General features: G+C 31.9%; 20 protein-coding genes and 1 pseudogene. 16 read left to right on the top strand and 5 right to left on the bottom strand.

What is annotated here, in order from left to right; translation table 11 throughout:
* Positions 1 to 40 precede the first annotated feature (40 nt).
* Entirely contained in the window at positions 41 to 931 is an 891-nt protein-coding gene (locus CQZ94_RS24220; RefSeq protein ID WP_105587445.1) for a DMT family transporter, read from the bottom strand.
* A 114-nt stretch (positions 932 to 1,045) separates the two neighbouring features.
* On the opposite strand from CQZ94_RS24220, the gene CQZ94_RS24215 reads away from it, so the two are divergent.
* The 5 genes from CQZ94_RS24215 to CQZ94_RS24195 all read left to right on the top strand — a co-directional run bounded on the left by CQZ94_RS24215 (position 1,046) and on the right by CQZ94_RS24195 (position 4,896).
* Entirely contained in the window at positions 1,046 to 1,663 is a 618-nt protein-coding gene (locus CQZ94_RS24215) for a helix-turn-helix domain-containing protein (RefSeq protein ID WP_181149540.1), read from the top strand.
* A gap of 279 nt (positions 1,664 to 1,942) precedes the next feature.
* Complete coding sequence (locus tag CQZ94_RS24210; protein ID WP_105587442.1) at positions 1,943 to 2,284, top strand: hypothetical protein; 342 nt, start codon at positions 1,943 to 1,945, stop codon at positions 2,282 to 2,284.
* A 158-nt stretch (positions 2,285 to 2,442) separates the two neighbouring features.
* Complete coding sequence (locus CQZ94_RS24205; protein ID WP_105587440.1) at positions 2,443 to 2,592, top strand: aspartyl-phosphate phosphatase Spo0E family protein; 150 nt, start codon at positions 2,443 to 2,445, stop codon at positions 2,590 to 2,592.
* A gap of 114 nt (positions 2,593 to 2,706) precedes the next feature.
* Positions 2,707 to 3,435: an alpha/beta fold hydrolase gene (locus CQZ94_RS24200; RefSeq protein ID WP_105587439.1), complete on the top strand. Its 729-nt coding sequence runs from the start codon at positions 2,707 to 2,709 to the stop codon at positions 3,433 to 3,435.
* 60 nt (positions 3,436 to 3,495) lie between these two features.
* Positions 3,496 to 4,896 (top strand): protoporphyrinogen oxidase, encoded by a 1,401-nt coding sequence (locus tag CQZ94_RS24195; RefSeq protein ID WP_105587437.1) that lies wholly within the window; start codon positions 3,496 to 3,498, stop codon positions 4,894 to 4,896.
* A gap of 65 nt (positions 4,897 to 4,961) precedes the next feature.
* On the opposite strand, the gene CQZ94_RS24190 is transcribed toward CQZ94_RS24195, so the two are convergent.
* Positions 4,962 to 5,510 carry a hypothetical protein gene (locus tag CQZ94_RS24190; RefSeq protein ID WP_105587435.1) on the bottom strand — a complete coding sequence of 183 codons (549 nt, stop codon included), beginning with the start codon at positions 5,508 to 5,510 and terminating at the stop codon, positions 4,962 to 4,964.
* 329 nt (positions 5,511 to 5,839) lie between these two features.
* On the opposite strand from CQZ94_RS24190, the gene CQZ94_RS31910 reads away from it, so the two are divergent.
* The 3 genes from CQZ94_RS31910 to CQZ94_RS24180 all read left to right on the top strand — a co-directional run bounded on the left by CQZ94_RS31910 (position 5,840) and on the right by CQZ94_RS24180 (position 7,018).
* On the top strand, positions 5,840 to 6,025 hold the full coding sequence (locus CQZ94_RS31910; protein ID WP_258166040.1) for a class I SAM-dependent methyltransferase: 186 nt from the start codon (positions 5,840 to 5,842) through the stop codon (positions 6,023 to 6,025).
* Between the two features lie 106 nt (positions 6,026 to 6,131).
* On the top strand, positions 6,132 to 6,347 hold the full coding sequence (locus CQZ94_RS31905; RefSeq protein WP_258166039.1) for an SAM-dependent methyltransferase: 216 nt from the start codon (positions 6,132 to 6,134) through the stop codon (positions 6,345 to 6,347).
* Positions 6,348 to 6,466: 119 nt separating this feature from the next.
* Positions 6,467 to 7,018 (top strand): GNAT family N-acetyltransferase, encoded by a 552-nt coding sequence (locus tag CQZ94_RS24180; protein ID WP_033710605.1) that lies wholly within the window; start codon positions 6,467 to 6,469, stop codon positions 7,016 to 7,018.
* A 42-nt stretch (positions 7,019 to 7,060) separates the two neighbouring features.
* On the opposite strand, the gene CQZ94_RS24175 is transcribed toward CQZ94_RS24180, so the two are convergent.
* Together CQZ94_RS24175 and cspD are read right to left on the bottom strand one after the other, a co-directional pair.
* Positions 7,061 to 7,246, bottom strand: a complete 186-nt coding sequence (locus CQZ94_RS24175) for a cold-shock protein (RefSeq protein ID WP_000286202.1) — start codon at positions 7,244 to 7,246, stop codon at positions 7,061 to 7,063.
* 86 nt (positions 7,247 to 7,332) lie between these two features.
* On the bottom strand, positions 7,333 to 7,536 hold the full coding sequence (cspD, locus tag CQZ94_RS24170) for a cold-shock protein CspD (RefSeq protein WP_002012849.1): 204 nt from the start codon (positions 7,534 to 7,536) through the stop codon (positions 7,333 to 7,335).
* A 388-nt stretch (positions 7,537 to 7,924) separates the two neighbouring features.
* On the opposite strand from cspD, the gene CQZ94_RS24165 reads away from it, so the two are divergent.
* The 7 genes and pseudogenes from CQZ94_RS24165 to CQZ94_RS24135 all read left to right on the top strand — a co-directional run bounded on the left by CQZ94_RS24165 (position 7,925) and on the right by CQZ94_RS24135 (position 15,857).
* On the top strand, positions 7,925 to 8,821 hold the full coding sequence (locus CQZ94_RS24165) for a CPBP family intramembrane glutamic endopeptidase (protein WP_105587434.1): 897 nt from the start codon (positions 7,925 to 7,927) through the stop codon (positions 8,819 to 8,821).
* Positions 8,821 to 9,480, top strand: coding sequence for a nucleoside/nucleotide kinase family protein (locus CQZ94_RS24160; protein ID WP_105587432.1), 660 nt, complete (start codon positions 8,821 to 8,823; stop codon positions 9,478 to 9,480). Before CQZ94_RS24165 ends, CQZ94_RS24160 begins: the two co-directional genes overlap by 1 nt.
* Before the next feature lie 259 nt (positions 9,481 to 9,739).
* Positions 9,740 to 10,345 carry a PRK06770 family protein gene (locus CQZ94_RS24155; RefSeq protein WP_105587430.1) on the top strand — a complete coding sequence of 202 codons (606 nt, stop codon included), beginning with the start codon at positions 9,740 to 9,742 and terminating at the stop codon, positions 10,343 to 10,345.
* 330 nt (positions 10,346 to 10,675) lie between these two features.
* Positions 10,676 to 10,801, top strand: a pseudogene (locus CQZ94_RS24150) (MOSC domain-containing protein); the annotation flags it as partial.
* A gap of 283 nt (positions 10,802 to 11,084) precedes the next feature.
* Positions 11,085 to 11,969, top strand: coding sequence for a GNAT family N-acetyltransferase (locus CQZ94_RS24145; RefSeq protein ID WP_105587429.1), 885 nt, complete (start codon positions 11,085 to 11,087; stop codon positions 11,967 to 11,969).
* 344 nt (positions 11,970 to 12,313) lie between these two features.
* Entirely contained in the window at positions 12,314 to 14,068 is a 1,755-nt protein-coding gene (locus CQZ94_RS24140) for an ABC transporter ATP-binding protein (RefSeq protein ID WP_105587427.1), read from the top strand.
* Positions 14,061 to 15,857 carry an ABC transporter ATP-binding protein gene (locus tag CQZ94_RS24135; protein ID WP_105587425.1) on the top strand — a complete coding sequence of 599 codons (1,797 nt, stop codon included), beginning with the start codon at positions 14,061 to 14,063 and terminating at the stop codon, positions 15,855 to 15,857. Before CQZ94_RS24140 ends, CQZ94_RS24135 begins: the two co-directional genes overlap by 8 nt.
* Before the next feature lie 106 nt (positions 15,858 to 15,963).
* Here CQZ94_RS24135 and CQZ94_RS24130 read toward each other — a convergent pair whose 3' ends face one another.
* On the bottom strand, positions 15,964 to 16,548 hold the full coding sequence (locus tag CQZ94_RS24130; protein ID WP_105587424.1) for a LysE family transporter: 585 nt from the start codon (positions 16,546 to 16,548) through the stop codon (positions 15,964 to 15,966).
* Positions 16,549 to 16,655: 107 nt separating this feature from the next.
* Between CQZ94_RS24130 and CQZ94_RS24125 the strand changes: the two genes are divergently transcribed.
* On the top strand, positions 16,656 to 17,213 hold the full coding sequence (locus CQZ94_RS24125; RefSeq protein WP_105587422.1) for a helix-turn-helix domain-containing protein: 558 nt from the start codon (positions 16,656 to 16,658) through the stop codon (positions 17,211 to 17,213).
* Positions 17,214 to 17,315 lie beyond the last annotated feature (102 nt).

The raw sequence follows: 17,315 nt of genomic DNA, 5'->3' as shown, positions 1-17,315 counted from the left end.
ACAAGAAAAGCATGACAAACTAATGTCATGCTTTTCTTGTTTATAAATTGTGATTTGATTGTTTCGGGTGTAATAAAAATAGTGCTAATCCAATGAAAATAAGTAGAATTCCTAGTCCTTGTTGTAAAGAAATTGTTTCATCTAAAATGAAGTAGGCTAGAATACAAGTTCCAATTGTTTCTCCCAAAATACTCATCGAGATAACCGTAGCACTCATCCATTTTAATAACCAATTGAAAATTGTTTGTCCTAAAATCGTTGCAATGAATGCCAGACCTATAAAGGACCACCATGTTTGTGCAGTGTAATTGAAGAAATATGACTGCTGTGTGTAAGCAAATATACCGAGAAAGAGTGAACTACTGCCATAACTAATTACCGAGTACGGTATTAGGGATAGGTCTTTACGAACATGTTGACTAATGAAAAAGTAAGCTGTTATGACGCCAGCAGCAATAAAAGCTAAAATATCGCCGTATAAAGCCTCGCCACTAATTTGAAAATCTTGCCACCCAATCACGATACTTCCTGAAATTGCAATAAGGCAGCCTATAATCGCACCTTTCGTAAACCGTTCCTTAAATAAAAAATAACCACCGACCATTGAAAATAAAGGTTGCAACGTTACGATAACTGTAGAACTTGCTACAGAAGTATACTGTAATGATTCAAACCATAGGACATAATGAGCTGCTAGAAATAATCCAGATAAGAGTCCAAATCCCCATTGCTTTTTTGATAATGAGCGAAGTTCGCTTCGATTGTTTGTATTAAATATTAGAAACGGTAAAAGAATTACCGTAGCAAACAATAATCGATAAAAAGCAGTGATTGCTGCAGGGGCATCTGCTATTTTTACGAAGATTGCTGAAGTAGATAAGGCGAACACACCGAAAAATAAGATGAAATATGAAAGAATAGGTGATTTCAAAGTTTGTCCCTCCGTTTGGTTGTTTATTATAATGAACTGTATATAATATAATGTACAAAAGTTAGTATATAAGCCTAAGATGAAATAAGGAAGGATTAATTGTCACTGTTTAGTATGTCAGCACAAAAGGAACGAAAGATGTATTATGATGGACGAAAGGAAGGTGTAACAATGATTCATTATCGACTAGGTCAAACTGTTTTAAGTTATCGTAAGAAAAATAATATGACAATTCGTGAATTTGCTGATTATGCAGGAATTAGTACTTCACTTATTAGTCAAATTGAAAGAGGACATGCCAATCCTTCTTTAAATGTATTGGAATTAATAGCGAAAGCATTAAATGTACCGCTATTTACTCTTTTTATTAATGATATTGATACAGACTCGCTTATTTCTAAGAAGAAAGATCGGAAAAAAGTATATCGAGAAAATAATGATCATATTGTTTACGATGTATTAACACCAGATTTTATGAAAGCTCGTATTGAAATGCTAATGATGGATTTAAATGGACGTGCAAATACAACAGAAAGTCATTATTCTCACGAAGATAAAGAAGAAATTGCTGTTGTAATGAAAGGGGAAGTGTATGTGGAATTGGAAGGGAATGAATATTTTTTAGAAAAAGGAGATGTTGTGCGTATTCCACCGAACGTGAAACATAGATTTTTGAATAAGAGTGAGGAAATGAACCACATCTTATTTGTATTAACACCTTCTTTAAGCTAAGGAAGTAGCTTAAGGATACATACTAAGTGAAAGTATCAATTACGTAAAGATTCGCGTGTATAATAAAACAGCTTTCTATAAATGCATACACATTTGATTTTCACTTTGTATGTTTAAGAAGATGAGAGATTTGACAAAAGAAAAAAACAAAAATAAGATAGAGATTCTAAATTTAAATTAAGAGTAAATGGCACAAATTCATAAGCTTTAGTAACATATTAATAGAAATACGAAATTCTTCTGTAAAAAAATTATTCTTTACGTGAGAGGATGTAGAATATGTTCGTTTCTGTTACAAGAATGCGTTTAAAAGGCATCAGAATGTTACCTAATTTTTTCGTATATACAACGAGAGCATTTTTACAATCTAAGAATGCAAATGGATTAATACATTCTTCATCTCAAAAAGAAAGATGGCATACATATTGGACGTTAACGGTTTGGGAGAATAAAGAGTATATGAAAGCGTACCGTAACAATGGTAATCATTTAAAGGCAATGAAAGTTGCAAGGGATATAGCTAGTGAATTAGAATATACGAATTGGGAACATGATACGATTCCTAAATGGGATAATTGTAAGGAAGTATTGCATAGTAAGTATGGTAGAGAATTAATATGATTTGTAAGAAGGGACTTAGTTTAAGTCTCTTTTTTTGTTAGTAGTATATTGTTTTTTTAAATATGTAAGATTTTACATTAGTATGAGACTTTTACTTATTATGTAAGTAGGCTATACTAAAATACATATATTTTAAAATTGGAGCGAATAAAGACGACATGGAATTAGTAAAGTTAGAAAAAGTAATTGAATTGAAAAAAGAAGAATTATTGAATCTAGTCTCAAATTATGGACTTCAACATGAAAAAGTAATAGCACTTAGCCAAGAAATAGACAAATTGATAAATTGGTTTATGTTTATAAAATAGAGAGAACTATGACATGATTTGAAAATGTTATAGTTCTTTTTTATTTGGTAATTTGGAAATATATTCGATATACTAGTAATTAACGTAATATTCTGTTTAACAGGAGGGAGATACATGATATTACATACACATATTTCAGGCGAAGGGGAACCAATTGTATTTTTACATTCTGGTGGTATGACAGGTTTAGTAGAATTCGAAGAGCAGGTAGAATTTTTTCGCGAAAAAAATCATCAAGTAATTCGTCCTGACTTAAGAGGACATGGGAAATCTGGGGGGACATTAGATAATTATTTTCTCCGCTCTGCTAAGGATTTAAATGATACGCTAGTGTATTTGCGAATAAATAGATGTCATGTGGCAGGTGTTTCACTTTGGGGATTAGTCGCTTTATTATTTGCAAAAAAATATCCAGATAAAGTGAGTACATTAACTATTTCAGGTATCTTTCCGGTTAAGCGAGATAATTGGGAAGAGTCTCAGGAGTACGAGGCAAAGTGCCATCAACAGCTGATGGAAAATGAAGAAGTTGTAACTTATATGAATCAAATTCATGTAAAAAGTGACTGGAAAGGGTTACTTGAATCGTGGCAAGTTAAGGAGTGGTACCCATTTCATGAAACAAGTGATGTAGCTAACCTTAAAGTACCTACACTGTGTATTGTTGGAGGAGATTCAGAAGATGAAGTTACAGCTGCTACAACCTTTAAACAATTAAACAATAATATACATATTGCTGTTATTCCGTTTGCAGGTCATTTAGTGCATAACGATCAACCTAAAATGTATTCATATATAGTGTCTAATTTCTTACAGAATGATCAAGCTGCTAGTCGAGTATGATGATTTTTGGTTATAATAATAAAGGAATTATTAATTGTATCGGTTAGGAGCGCAGCAAATATGAAAACAGTCGTTGTCATCGGTGGAGGTATTACCGGACTTTCTACTATGTTTTATTTAGAAAAATTAAAGAAGGATTATAATATAGATTTAAATTTAATCCTGATAGAGAAAGAAGAGTATTTAGGTGGGAAGATCCACAGTGTGGAAGAAAAGGATTTCATTATGGAATCAGGAGCAGATTCAATCGTAGCTCGTAATGAACATGTTTTGCCGCTTGTAAAAGATTTAAATTTAGAAGATGAAATGGTATATAACGAAACAGGTATTTCTTACATATACACTGATAACATATTACATCCAATTCCTTCTGACACTATATTTGGGATTCCTATGAGTGTTGAATCATTATTTAGCAGTACACTAGTCTCAACGAAAGGGAAAATTGTTGCTTTAAAAGATTTTATAACGAAAAATAAAGAGTTTACAAAGGATACATCACTTGCTGTATTTTTGGAAAGCTTCTTAGGAAAAGAATTAGTTGAAAAACAAATCGCTCCTGTACTTTCAGGTGTATATTCTGGTAAATTAAATGAACTTACTATGGCATCTACATTGCCATATTTACTGGATTATAAAAATAAATATGGAAGTATTATTAAAGGTTTTGAAGAGAATAAAAAGCAATTTCAGTCAGCAGGAAATAAGAAATTTGTATCATTTAAAAGTGGACTTTCTGCGATTATTAATCGCTTAGGAGAGGTATTGACTGAAACTGAAATAAAAAAAGGTATTGTAACGACAGCTGTAAGTAAAAAAGATGATCGATATGAGATATCTTTTGAGAATTATGAGGCAATACAAGCGGATTATGTCGTTTTAGCAGCTCCGCATAATATCGCACAAACTTTAGTACAGTCTAATGAGTTAAATGAGCAATTTAATAAGTTTAAAAACTCGTCTCTTATAAGTATTTACTTAGGATTTGAAATACTAGATGAACAACTACCGGCTGACGGCACAGGATTTATCGTAACGGAAAATAGTGATTTACATTGTGATGCTTGTACATGGACGAGCAGGAAGTGGAAACACACATCTAGTAAACAAAAGCTGTTAGTAAGAATGTTTTATAAGAGCGCAAATCCAGTATATGAAACGATTAAAAATTATAGTGAAGAAGAATTAGTACGAGTTGCTTTATATGATATTGAAAAGAGCCTCGGAATTAAAGGTGAACCGGAAGTAATTGAAGTTACAAATTGGAAAGATTTAATGCCGAAATATCATTTAGAACATAATCAAGCTGTTCAATCATTACAAGAAAAATTGGCCTCGCTTTATCCTAATGTATACTTAGCTGGTGCTTCATATTACGGTGTAGGAATTGGTGCTTGTATTGGAAACGGAAAGAATACTGCCGATGAAATAATTGCTACATTGCATGGACAGTCAAAATAATAATGTTGAATACATATGTAAATAAAATGTCCCTCCAGTAAAATGGAGGGACGTTTTATTTGTATTTATTTCACATTAATTGAAACACTTTTATGTGTTTCTTTATTCTCATTAATTGTTAATGTAATTTTGCCAGATTCTTTAAAGGAATACGGTGAGAGCCGATAAAGTTCTTTAATACTATGTTTTTCTTTTAATTTATTTGTAGGAATTAATGTTATATTAGGCTTCCATGTTTCCTGTTTGCCTGAAGGATAGTCTATAATTATTTCTGGATTTTTTAAATGCATTGCTTCCCAAGAGACAAAATACAGTTCGATTTCTGCATCTTTTTTTAGTAATTCTTCTGAGAAATAACCGAATTCGCCAACATTACCGAAAACAGTGTAATTTTGATTTTGTAATTTTATATCTAAATAACTAGGTTGATATGTTACTGCGTGATAAATCCCATATGAAATAGAGAGTGTGGCAGCAATTAAAATACCAATTGAAAATGTCTTAAAGCTATTTCCTTTAAAATTTGTCATCATAAATGAGTTTGGTGTGAATTTTTTTGCGAATAAAAAAATGAGTAAAATGAGCAAGAGGGATAAGCCGATGAAAATATACATAGGAATTTTACACCTCCATAAGAAAAAATCTTATTTTCTATATTTTAACATGAATGTATGAATTAGGTTGTCGCTTTAGAAGGGAAAAGTGGATATGGTATCGAAATTATAAAATAGCTTAGTACGAGCGGAGTGATAGAAATGAAAAGAATAAAACATATTTTTAAGTGAAGATGAGAAAAGAGTAACAGGAGGGGTTGTAATTGATACGTACTCTTGAAGCGACACAAAAATTATTTAACGATTGGGCCAAAACTTACGATGAAAATTTACAAGAAGCAACAGGTCCTTTGTATGGCTAGAATCATAGTTTAATTGAAGCGAAGGAAATGATTCAGCTAAATAAGAGGAAAAAGATTATTGATATTGGAATAGGGACAGGCACATTTGCTTCATTAGTGAGCAGTGATAATAATGAGAATGTAGTAGGAGTAGATGTGTCTGGAGGAAGGGATGTTAGAAAAATGAAAAGTGAAATATCCCAAATAGCAATTAAATCTAGGTTCATTTACTAATACAAATCAAGAAAATGAAGCGTTTGATTTAGTTATTTCAAGTTTCTGTTTCCATGAGGTGCTACCTTCAAAAAGGAAGCAAGCTTGTGAAGAGGCGTATAGAATTTTGAAGAATGAGGGAAAGTTTCTTCTCTTAGATATTATGTTCGCATCTCAGTTTGCATTAAATGAAGCGAGAGAACGAATTGGGAAGAAATGTGATAACGCAGAAGCATATCCTTTCGTTAATGAGTTAGATACTCTTCTAAGAGAAACAGGGTTTTCAAGTGTAAACTGGAGACAAACAGCTCCATGTCATTGGGCGTTAGTTGCATATAAATAGAAAATGAGGAAAAGAGTCGCTAGAAATGTTTGATTTGTGGGACATTGAGGACTTTCCTAATTATAAATACTTTTTCTGCTATAATAAATTAGTAGAGAGAAAGGAGTGATCCTATGGTTATGGCATTTCCTATATTAGAAACGGAACGCTTGCGCTTAGTTGAAATAGAACAATCTTATTGTCAAAAAATATATGAAATATTCTCATTGGATGAGGTAACGTGTTATTACGGTATGAATTCTTTTACTGAGTTTGGACAAGCTTCACGTATGATTGAATCTTTTTCGAAAAATTACTTTGAGAAAAAGGCAATGCGTTGGGGGATTGTATTAAAAGACACAAATACTTTAGTAGGAACAATTGGATTAAATAATTTACAACTTTGGAGTAAACGCTCAGAGATTGGATATGATTTGCATCCTCGTTATTGGGGGAATGGTTATGCTTCTGAAGCTGCTCGAGAAATTATTACTTATGGATTTCGAGATTTAGGTTTATTTAGAATTGGAGCTATTACATATCCTGAAAATATAACTTCGTGTAATATGTTATCTAAATTAGGTTTTCAACAAGAAGGGCTGTTACGTGGATACATTCATCAAGGAAATAAACAACACGATGCATTAATGTATTCTATTGTACGAACAGATGTAGAGGATATTCATTATTAATAAGAAGCCCCTCTTATTTTAAATAAGAGGGGCTTATAAAAATCAACCTATTTTAGGTAATAAACGTTCTCCGCTTTTCATACTACTTTTACATAAAGGGCATTTAGGCTCTTCTTCAAATGAAAAGTTCTTTCTCATCCATCCTAAACAATCCTCTGATTCACATTCCCAAACAGGGGTTTGTTCTGGTGGTACTTCTGCTACATCGTTCTTTCGATTGCGATACATGTAACCACTCCTTTTATGTAAAAATTTTTAGTTATATATTAAAAAGGTTGTTAACCGAGCTGGTAACAACCTTTTTATTGTTTGAATTATAGCTTTACAACGTTTTTAGCTTGAGGTCCACGGTTACCGTCTTCAACTTCGAAGCTAACTTCTTGACCTTCGTCAAGAGATTTGAAGCCGTCGCCAGTGATAGCTGAGAAGTGAACGAATACGTCGCTACCGTCTGCAACTTCGATGAAACCGAAACCTTTTTCGCTGTTAAACCATTTTACTTTACCTGTTAATGTCATGGTAATGCCTCCTAAAATTTAAAAAGATTACAATATGATCGGCCTTATTCGATTGAAAATAAAAGTTCACATATTATCAAAAATCCATAAGGAGTACAAAACATTCCTGATTGATACTTGATAATATGCAAAGAAAATATAGTGTTAAATTGACCTTAATTACTATCTTACAACAAATGGTGGGAAATAGCAAGTGCTGGTAATACCAATAAGTAATATGAGGAGAAATTGGTAAAAGGCACAAAGACATCTCTTTTATTTATATATTATTCCAAATCTGGATTTATTCTAAACCAAGATCATTTATATTAAAAAATAAGTTTAAAGGAAAGGCTATATATATTTTAAGAATACTGGTGAGTACAATAATTAGGAGGGGGATAGAATATTGCAAAATAAACAATTTAAAATAATTGAAGCAGCAAAAAAAGGAAGAAGAAAAGTTCATCCTTTTTTCGCTGTTATACTTGCAATTGTATTTTTAACTTTAGGTGAATTTTTCATATTATTTATGCTGTTTTTACCGAAAGCAGAAACGATATTTATAAAAGCGATTTATAGTAATATTGAGATGATATTAACGTTTGGTGGGGCTATATTTTTTGTGTTTTTATGGATTAGATTTGTAGAGAAAAGGTCATTTTCATCCATTGGTTTTTGGAGAAATCAATGGATGAGAAGATATTTGAGAGGTGCGTTAATAGGATTTGTCTTTATCTCAATACCAGTAATTGTACTCATATTAACAGGGAATGTAAAACTCCAAATGCAACATATTACGCTAACCACCATATTTGGTATTGTGGGATCTTTAGTTGCCTTTTTAATACAAGGCGCAACGGAAGAAATTGTTGTACGAGGTTGGTTATTTCCAGTTCTTTCTGTTAGAAGTCGTATGTGGATTGGGATTACCGTGACGTCCTTTTTATTTGGTTTTCTTCATTTACTTAATCCAGGCATTACAATACTTTCAATTTCGAATATAATATTAGTTGGTGTATTTGCAGCTTTTTACGTTTTAAAAGACAGTAGTCTTTGGGGGATATGCGCGTGGCATTCAATTTGGAATTGGGCGCAATATAACGTCTATGGTTTTGCAGTTAGTGGCATGACGATATATTCAACGCCTCTTTTCAAACCTGTAACAAATGGATCGGAAATCCTTCATGGAGGCTCATTTGGAATTGAAGGTAGTATCATTACAACAATAATGCTTTCTATCGCTTCAATCGTTTTATGGAAACAGTTATGGGGGAGAAAAGCGAAGCAACGAGATATTAGTTAATGAAAGTGGGAGAAACAATGGGGATTATAGCGTTTGAAGGAGCGAGCGCTGTTGGGAAAAGTACAACATGTCGTGAACTAGAAAAAAATTATGGAGCATTCATTATACCTGAAGTGAATTTTTTATTTGAAAGACCAAAAAATGAACATAGAACATGGTATTTTGAAAAGCAAGTAGAGCGCTGGAATATAGCAGTGCAGAAGTCGAAGCAACATGAATTAGTAATACTTGATGGGGATATATATCAGCCACTTAGTTATAATTGGTGTTTTCATTTTGATATATTTAATCAGCCATTATCCTTAATAGAAAACTTTTATAAAGAAAAGATGATAAATAGGGAAATTGGTTTTCCTGATCAATATTTTTATTTCTACACGGGTGATGAAGAGCTTAGAAAACGGAAAGAATCTGATCAAACGAAAAAAAGAAGAAACTTTGAAAAACATATACATATATCTAAAGCATTTCAGCGGTATTATGAAAATTTAAATAACGTTGCAGAAGGCTACTGCAAGTTAATCGAAGCGCAAAGTATAAGAAACAATGAATTGGAAATTATGAAAAGTGTAAAGGGATTGAACATTCATGAAGAAAGACGTTTTGATGTTTCGAGACTAGATGCTATTACGAAGTGGTTAAAAGAGAATCGTGCGTAATAAAAAACAATGACTGTCATATATGGCACTCGTTGTTTTTTATTTTTTAGCATTATAAGTACAAGGGAAAATTGAATGTAGAGAAGAATTTTTATCATTTAACAGAATAATCTTTAAATTTGACGAAAAAAGAAATACAATATAAGGAAATATATATAATAAGATAGGAGATGGAATTATATCTTATAAGTTAGGATGTTCTCTTTTGAAAGGAAATTTAAGAAGTAAGAACTGAGATATCGAGGAGGAAACATGCAAGATGAAAACACTATTTAAAATATTAGGGATTATTGCTGGGATGGTAGTAATTGGAGTAGGTTTAACGTATGGAATATTGTATTATTTAAATCATAGTAAACCAACTGTGAAAAAGACATCAACAGCTGCTCCAGCAGTAGAAGTGTTAGCTGATAGTAATGTGAAAGCGGAAGATGCAAAGCTTTTAGAGAATGGTAACTATTCATTACCGAATAGTGGTTTTAATAAAAATTTTAAATGGACTGATGAGAAAATACAGACTGCATTACATGAAATGGCACACCAAAAAGCGAAAGCAGATCAAAAATGGGGATATATCTTTATTACACAAGAGCGTATTGAAAGTTTAATTGAAATTGTAAATAGCAATGATCTTGTGCAAAAAAGTACATATGTAGATATTTTAGAACGATGGAAACAAGGAAAGTATGAAAAGGTTGATGTTGATCACAATAAAATTTGGAAGATGCAAAGTGGGAATTTAGGCGAAGGAAAAGGAGTAATGTCACAAGCGGAGCAAAAAGAATTAATTAATCAAGTGTTTATGCAAAAAGGTACATATTCAGGTAGTACATTAATTGCAGGTGGGGGACAAACTAATAAATAATGTACATATTTATTTTGAAACACCTTTGTTGGTATAAATGCAAAGGTGTTTTTTATTGATACAAGAAATAAAAAAGAGATTATTCTATTAGGTTGTTGTGTAGCGGCTACATAGGGGAATCTCTTTCGTTCGTTTAGTTTTGTAATAAATGTAATGTTATTTTTTTGCTCAATAAATTCACGGGTAGCAGTGCGCATATAGTTATCTTTTCTATAAATAAGTTATATATATATTGTTGGAGTGAGATTTTCAATATGTATAGCTTAAATGTGTTCGTTTTGTAAAATGTCTATATTTGTTTTGAAGTTTTGAAAAAGGAATGTAATTAGAATGACTAAAGTATATGAAGTACGCTCTCTAAATATAGGATTGCCAAAAGAGGTATGTATGGTAGGGGAATTTATTCAAACAGGGGTAAATAAAAAGCAAGTAAAGGAACCTGTTTTTATCATTTTTAAAGCTTAAAGGAACAAAAAAATAAATAAATTTTTTTTATAAATGGTGCATTTCTATTAGTAAAAACTAGTTAGAAAGCACTATTTTTATATAATAAACTTATTAATATTCAACAATCTTAATATTGATTTATTCGACTTAAGTTTAAATAGTCAAAACATAAAATTAATTAGATAATTTTTTTATGTTTTATGATACTATATTGAATTATAAAGACTATTATTTTTTGGGTAGATCTTATAAGCTTATATAATTTAATGGAATCGACGTATGGAGGTACAACATGGGTAATGTTGAAAAAATTGCAAATATTCTATCAGAAGAACCGAACAGAGAGCAGTTATTTCCTTTATTTGAAGAAGTGTTTGGGATTACAAGTCAAACATTACATGATTTTTCAGGGAAAGGATATTGGGATTGTACATTTAAAGCATTCTCATTTTTACAAGATGATAATGCGATTGCAAATGTTGCGGCATTTTCACTTCCGTTACTAATTAATGGTAAAAAAATAAATGCAGCGGGTATTCAATCAGTAATGACACATCCGGATTTTCGTAGACAAGGGCTAATGACACAATTGCTTAATAAGATGATAGAAGAAATTGATAAGCAATTTGAATGTGCTTTCTTGTTTACTGAAACCCCTGAACTATATAAATCATTTGGATTTCAAATTGTGCAGGAATATCTGATGACTATACCGTATGATAATAAGAATAATAAAGATTCTATACTTAGAAAGTTAGATTTTTATAATGAAGAGGATAGAAATTTAATAAATGAAATCATTGAAAATTGTCAAAGGCTTTCTAATATGTTTTCGACACTAAATTATCAACCCTCGTTTTATTTGAAAATGTATGACTTAAAATGGAATGAGAAACTGTATTATTCTAAGAAACTAGATGCGATGATCGTTTATGAAGTAGAAGATGAAAAGCTAAAGTTATATGGAGTATTTGCTCCAGTACTTCCGATTTTAGATGAATTATGTGAGGAAATCTCTGAATCATTTACAGAGATTGAATTTTATTTTTGCCCAGATCAATTAGGGATTGATGATGTACAATATACAGAATTACAGTCTAGTAAGTATTTGATGGTTCGAAGTAATAAAGAATTAGATTTTAAAGGATATAAATTCCCAGTTTTAACGGAGTTTTAAATATTTATATAGATGCTTTTGATGGAGGATAAAGGTAATAATCCTATTAAAATAAGTTTTTACACGTGAAACCCATCTAAAAATAATGATTCGCGATTGAATTTTACAATTGAACAAATATAAATAAAAAACCGCATTCTTTCTATTAAGAATGTGGTTTTTGTATTTACGTAAGATAAAGCACATTTATTGACCGGAAAGTCATAAATGCTTATCATTTAATAATGTTAAATATTAATTTGCATAATATAATAGGACTAATGAAGAAATTACAGACTATATCGCTTAAATAAGGAGGAATATGAATTATTCAATGGTAATTTCATGAGAAAAGGAGATTATGTATGAAATCATTTCGCAAGTTATTACAGTATTTAAGACCATACATGTTCTTCGCCATTATTGGACCACTATTTATGGTACTGGAGGTTGCGATGGACTTAATTCAACCGACTATTATGCAGCACATTATTGATGTTGGAATTGCAAACCGGGATTTGAATTATGTAATAAAAATGGGGCTTCTTATGATAGGGGCAGCAGCAATCGGTTTAGTTGGAGGACTTGGTTGTATGATGTATTCTACAAGAGCTGCTGTTAATTTCGCTACAGACATACGAAAAGATGTGTTTGCGAAAATAGAAACATTTTCTAGCAAAAATCGTGATTCATTTGGAACAGGTAAATTATTAACAATCGTGACAAATGATATTACATCTATTCAATCGGCAATGACGATGACGTTACGTGTACTTGTCCGTGGACCGTTATTATTTATTGGAAGTATCATTATAGTCTTTGTAACAGCGAGAGACCTATTTCCAATTTTACTTGTTGTGGTACCCGTATTATTAGTTGCAATTGTATTGATTGCAGGTCAAGCGAGCGGTTCATTTAAACGAGTACAAGAAGCATTAGATAAAGTAAACACAAAGCTACAAGAAAATTTATCAGGTGTACGTGTTATAAAAGCATATGTAAGACAAAAATATGAAATCTCACAGTTTGAGAAAGTTAATACAAGTTTAACTGAAATAAATATTCGTGCTATACAAATTATTTCATTGATGATGCCAATTATTATGCTAGTTGTAAATAGCGGGATTGTAGCAACTTTATGGATTGGTGGCGAGAAAGTTTTTAACGGTACACTCCAAGTAGGGGCCATTTTAGCTTTTATTAACTATTTAAATATCATTTTAATGTCACTTATGTCTATTAGTATGGTATTTATTCAAATTGCCCGTGCTTTTCCATCAGCTGATCGTGTACAACAAGTCTTACATACTGAAATTGATATTACAACTGAAGGCGACGTATATGAACCAAAACAAGTGGATGGTAATGTAGAGTTTAAAAATGTTAGCTACAGTTATACGAAAAATAATGAATATGTTTTAAAAAATATTTCATTTACCGTACGTAAAGGTGAAAAAATAGGGATTATTGGATCTACCGGAAGTGGTAAATCTACATTGGCGAAACTATTGCCACGACTTTACGATGTTGATCAAGGTGAAATATGTATAGATGATGTTAATGTGAAAGCATACGATTTGCAAAAACTTCGTGCTTCCATTGGCTTCGTTCCACAAAAGGCACTTCTTTTTTCAGGCAGTATAGAAAAGAATTTACGTTATGGCAAAGAAGATGCAACTTATGATGAATTGGAATTAGCATCTTCATCTGCTTGTGCGACTGAGTTTATCAATAAGCTGGACGACTCTTATCAATATAACTTAACACAAGGTGCAACCAATCTATCTGGCGGTCAAAAACAACGTATATCTATTGCAAGAGCCCTAGTGAGAAAGCCATCTATTCTTGTATTAGACGATTCTACATCGGCAGTTGATGCGAAGTCAGAAGCTGTAATACAGGAAGCGTTAAGGACGAAATATAGTGGCACAACGACATTTTTAATTGCATCAAAAATATCTTCTATTATAGATGCTGATAAAATCCTCGTTTTGAATAACGGTGAATTAGTTGGAAATGGTACGCATGAGGCTTTATTGGCAACTTGTGAAGTGTATCAGGAAATTTATCTTTCCCAAGGTGGCAACCTGCGGCAAGAAGGAGGGGAAGAGCGTGCGTAATTTTCAAGGACAATTTGGAAATAAAGGTGGACGTAATAATCCGAAAACGGGAAAAGTAAAGAATACTAAAGGAACTATAATGCGAATATGGAACTATATGGGGTATCAAAAAGCATCTCTTATGTTCGTTATTATTCTTGTATTTATTACGACATTACTCGGTTTACTTGGGCCATATTATATGGGGGTCATTATTGATGAATACATTGTACCGAAGGATTTAAGTGGGACAGCAAGAATGTGCATGCTGCTCATTGTAATATATGGGATAACCGTATTGTTAACATGGTTACAAACATTTGTAATGATTAATGTTGCATTAAAGACGATACAAAAAATACGACAAGATATTTTTGATAAAATCCAAACGCTTTCTCTAAGATTCTTTGATGTACGTTCGCAAGGTGATTTAATGAGCCGTGTGACAAATGATATTGATAACTTAAATCAAGCTTTGACACAAAGTGTTGTGCAAATCATTTCATCAGCGTTAACATTTATAGGTGTAACAATTGCGATGTTTTCATTAGATTGGATTTTAGCGATTGTAACTTTAATTACAGTACCTCTTATGTTTTTCGTTACAAAAAAACTAGTTGCTTATAGTGGTAAAAACTTTGCGAAGCGTCAAAAGGATTTAGGGGAATTAAATGGATTTATCGAGGAAGCTATTACAGGTGCAGACGTAACTACGTTATACGGAAAAGAAAAAGAAACCGTACATAACTTTAATGAAATTAACGAACAGCTAAGAATTTCAGCAACGAAGGCTGAAACGTTTTCAGCATTTATTTTTCCAAGTATGAACTTTATTAATAACTTAGGAATGGGGCTTGTAATTGGAACTGGATCGGTAATGGTATTAAACGGAATGACAACGGTAGGTGTCATTGCAGCTTTTATTAATTATTCTCGACAATTTTCAAGACCACTTAGTCAATTTGCAACTTTAATGAATACGATTCAAGCGGCAGTTGCTGGAGGAGAACGTGTCTTTGAAATTATGGATGAAGTACCAGAAATTCAAAATAAAAAAGATGCAGTACTTGTACAAAATTTACAAGGACATGTTAGGCTTGAGAAAGTTTCATTTGGATACGCACAGGACAACATGATTTTAAAAGATGTGAGTCTCGAGGCGAATCCTGGGGAGACAATCGCTTTAGTCGGTCCAACTGGATCAGGAAAAACAACAATTATTAATTTGTTAACTCGCTTTTATGACATTCAAAAAGGGCAAATTAGCATTGATGAAAAAGATATAAAGGATTATGATATTAATTCTTTGCGGAGTAAAATAGGGGTTGTTTTACAGGATACGTATTTATTTGCTGGGACGATTATGGATAATGTCCGTTATGGACGATTAGATGCAAGTGATGAAGAAGTAATTAATGCAGCGAAGGCAGCATCTGCACATTCTTTTATTAAGCATTTACCTCATCAATATGAAACAGAAATCGCTTCAGAAGGTTCGAATTTAAGTCAAGGACAAAAACAACTCCTTGCGATTGCACGAGCGATATTAGCCGATGCAGATATATTAATTCTCGATGAAGCTACATCTAATATTGATACGAGAACAGAATTACAAATTCAAGCAGGATTAAATAATTTAATGAGAGGGCGAACGAGCTTTGTAATTGCTCATCGACTGAAAACAATTGAAAAAGCAGATCAAATACTTGTAATAAAAGATGGAAGTATTTTAGAGAGAGGAAATCATGAAACTCTCATGGAAGATGGAGGGTTTTACTTTGATCTGTATACGAGTCAGTTTAAAATTTAACGGAAATATTGATGTGATGCGGTTTCTCGTGATAAGAGAAACCGCATTTTTTTTGTATTCGTAAATATTTGCATCTGAATACTCATGAATTAAAATGAGTATAGAACTAGTTAATGACAATTGAAATGGCGCTAAACACTAATAAAACTGCCATAATAATGTTAAACGTTCGGTTATGTTTTAATAACAGTTTTTGAAACATCGTCCCGAATAGACACCAACTAAACGTACTCATTAAACCGATTATGCCTAAAAATAATGAAAAGAAAAGGTAACTAGAATATGAATGGTAGTAAGGGAGAATAAAAGTTGATACTACAGTCAGTCCGAATAAAATTCCCTTTGGGTTAACAAATTGAAGCATAATTCCTACTAAAAATAAGTTTTTATTACTTTTTTCATTTGTATCTGTATTGCCTTTACTAGTGAGTATTTTAAAAGCTAAATACAGCATGTAAGCTACACCTAAAAATTTTAAAGGGAATTCAATTAATGGCAGAATATTTATAAGTACAATATTAAAGAAACTACATAATGAAGTGATAATAAAAAAACCGAAAGCCACACCTAAGCAAAATGTAATGCTTCTTTTTAATCCATATTGCTTGGCGTATGTCATAGCTAAAAAATTATTAGGGCCTGGTGTGAAGCTACTAACAAAGACGAATAATAAAAAAGAAAATATAGGCATTTCAAAACCCCCTTTGAGTTTGTATGTTATAATGACCGAAAAGAACAATATAACGTGTGCTTTTTATTATACATAATGGTCGTTATATTGTATAGGAGTGTTTTTTTATGGAGGAAATTCAACTTATCCTTGCAAAAAATTTAAAAGCTATTCGAGAAAAAGAAAAGCTGAGCTTAGAAAAAGTTTCTCAATTAAGTGGTGTAAGTAAAACGATGATTGGACAAATTGAAAGGGGAGAATCTAGCCCGACACTAACTACAATTTGGAAAATTGCTAATGGTCTGAAAGTGTCTTTTACTTCTTTAATCAATAATCCACAGCCAGATACGAAAGTTGTTTTACGAAATGATGTTCAAGTATTGTCTGAAGACAATGGGAGATATAAAGTGTATCCTTCGTTTCCTTTCCAAGATGATAGACATTTTGAAATCTATACTGTTGAAATTGAAACAGAAGGAAAATTAAGTTCTGAAGCGCATAAAGAAGGAACTGAAGAATTTATAACGGTGTTTGAAGGAGAATTAACAATTGAAGTAAATGATTGTCAATATAAATTAAATAGTGGAGATTCAATTCGCTTTAAGGCGGATAGACCTCACAATTATAAAAATTTAGGAAGAACATTAACTCGGTTGAGTATGACTATTTATTATCCAGCTTCATAAGCTTGCATTTACATTAAGAATATAAAGAAATACGTATTGATAAAACCATGTATAAGAGATGGTTTTATTTTTTTGTAATTTACAAAAAAAAGACACTCATTT

This window comes from Bacillus sp. MYb209, assembly GCF_002975175.1.
Lineage (GTDB): Bacteria > Bacillota > Bacilli > Bacillales > Bacillaceae_G > Bacillus_A.
This window is presented reverse-complemented; position numbering and strand designations above follow the sequence as displayed.

Excerpts from the sequence above, each read along its gene's own strand:
- CQZ94_RS24215 (WP_181149540.1), top strand. The coding sequence starts at position 1,046 with ATGTCAGCACAAAAGGAACGAAAGATGTATTATGATGGACGAAAGGAA.
- CQZ94_RS24210 (WP_105587442.1), top strand. The coding sequence starts at position 1,943 with ATGTTCGTTTCTGTTACAAGAATGCGTTTAAAAGGCATCAGAATGTTA.
- CQZ94_RS24205 (WP_105587440.1), top strand. The coding sequence starts at position 2,443 with ATGGAATTAGTAAAGTTAGAAAAAGTAATTGAATTGAAAAAAGAAGAA.
- CQZ94_RS24200 (WP_105587439.1), top strand. The coding sequence starts at position 2,707 with ATGATATTACATACACATATTTCAGGCGAAGGGGAACCAATTGTATTT.
- CQZ94_RS24195 (WP_105587437.1), top strand. The coding sequence starts at position 3,496 with ATGAAAACAGTCGTTGTCATCGGTGGAGGTATTACCGGACTTTCTACT.
- CQZ94_RS24190 (WP_105587435.1), bottom strand. The coding sequence starts at position 5,510 with ATGTATATTTTCATCGGCTTATCCCTCTTGCTCATTTTACTCATTTTT.
- CQZ94_RS31910 (WP_258166040.1), top strand. The coding sequence starts at position 5,840 with ATGATTCAGCTAAATAAGAGGAAAAAGATTATTGATATTGGAATAGGG.
- CQZ94_RS24180 (WP_033710605.1), top strand. The coding sequence starts at position 6,467 with ATGGCATTTCCTATATTAGAAACGGAACGCTTGCGCTTAGTTGAAATA.
- CQZ94_RS24175 (WP_000286202.1), bottom strand. The coding sequence starts at position 7,246 with ATGTATCGCAATCGAAAGAACGATGTAGCAGAAGTACCACCAGAACAA.
- cspD (WP_002012849.1), bottom strand. The coding sequence starts at position 7,536 with ATGACATTAACAGGTAAAGTAAAATGGTTTAACAGCGAAAAAGGTTTC.
- CQZ94_RS24160 (WP_105587432.1), top strand. The coding sequence starts at position 8,821 with ATGAAAGTGGGAGAAACAATGGGGATTATAGCGTTTGAAGGAGCGAGC.
- CQZ94_RS24155 (WP_105587430.1), top strand. The coding sequence starts at position 9,740 with ATGAAAACACTATTTAAAATATTAGGGATTATTGCTGGGATGGTAGTA.
- CQZ94_RS24145 (WP_105587429.1), top strand. The coding sequence starts at position 11,085 with ATGGGTAATGTTGAAAAAATTGCAAATATTCTATCAGAAGAACCGAAC.
- CQZ94_RS24140 (WP_105587427.1), top strand. The coding sequence starts at position 12,314 with ATGAAATCATTTCGCAAGTTATTACAGTATTTAAGACCATACATGTTC.
- CQZ94_RS24130 (WP_105587424.1), bottom strand. The coding sequence starts at position 16,548 with ATGCCTATATTTTCTTTTTTATTATTCGTCTTTGTTAGTAGCTTCACA.
- CQZ94_RS24125 (WP_105587422.1), top strand. The coding sequence starts at position 16,656 with ATGGAGGAAATTCAACTTATCCTTGCAAAAAATTTAAAAGCTATTCGA.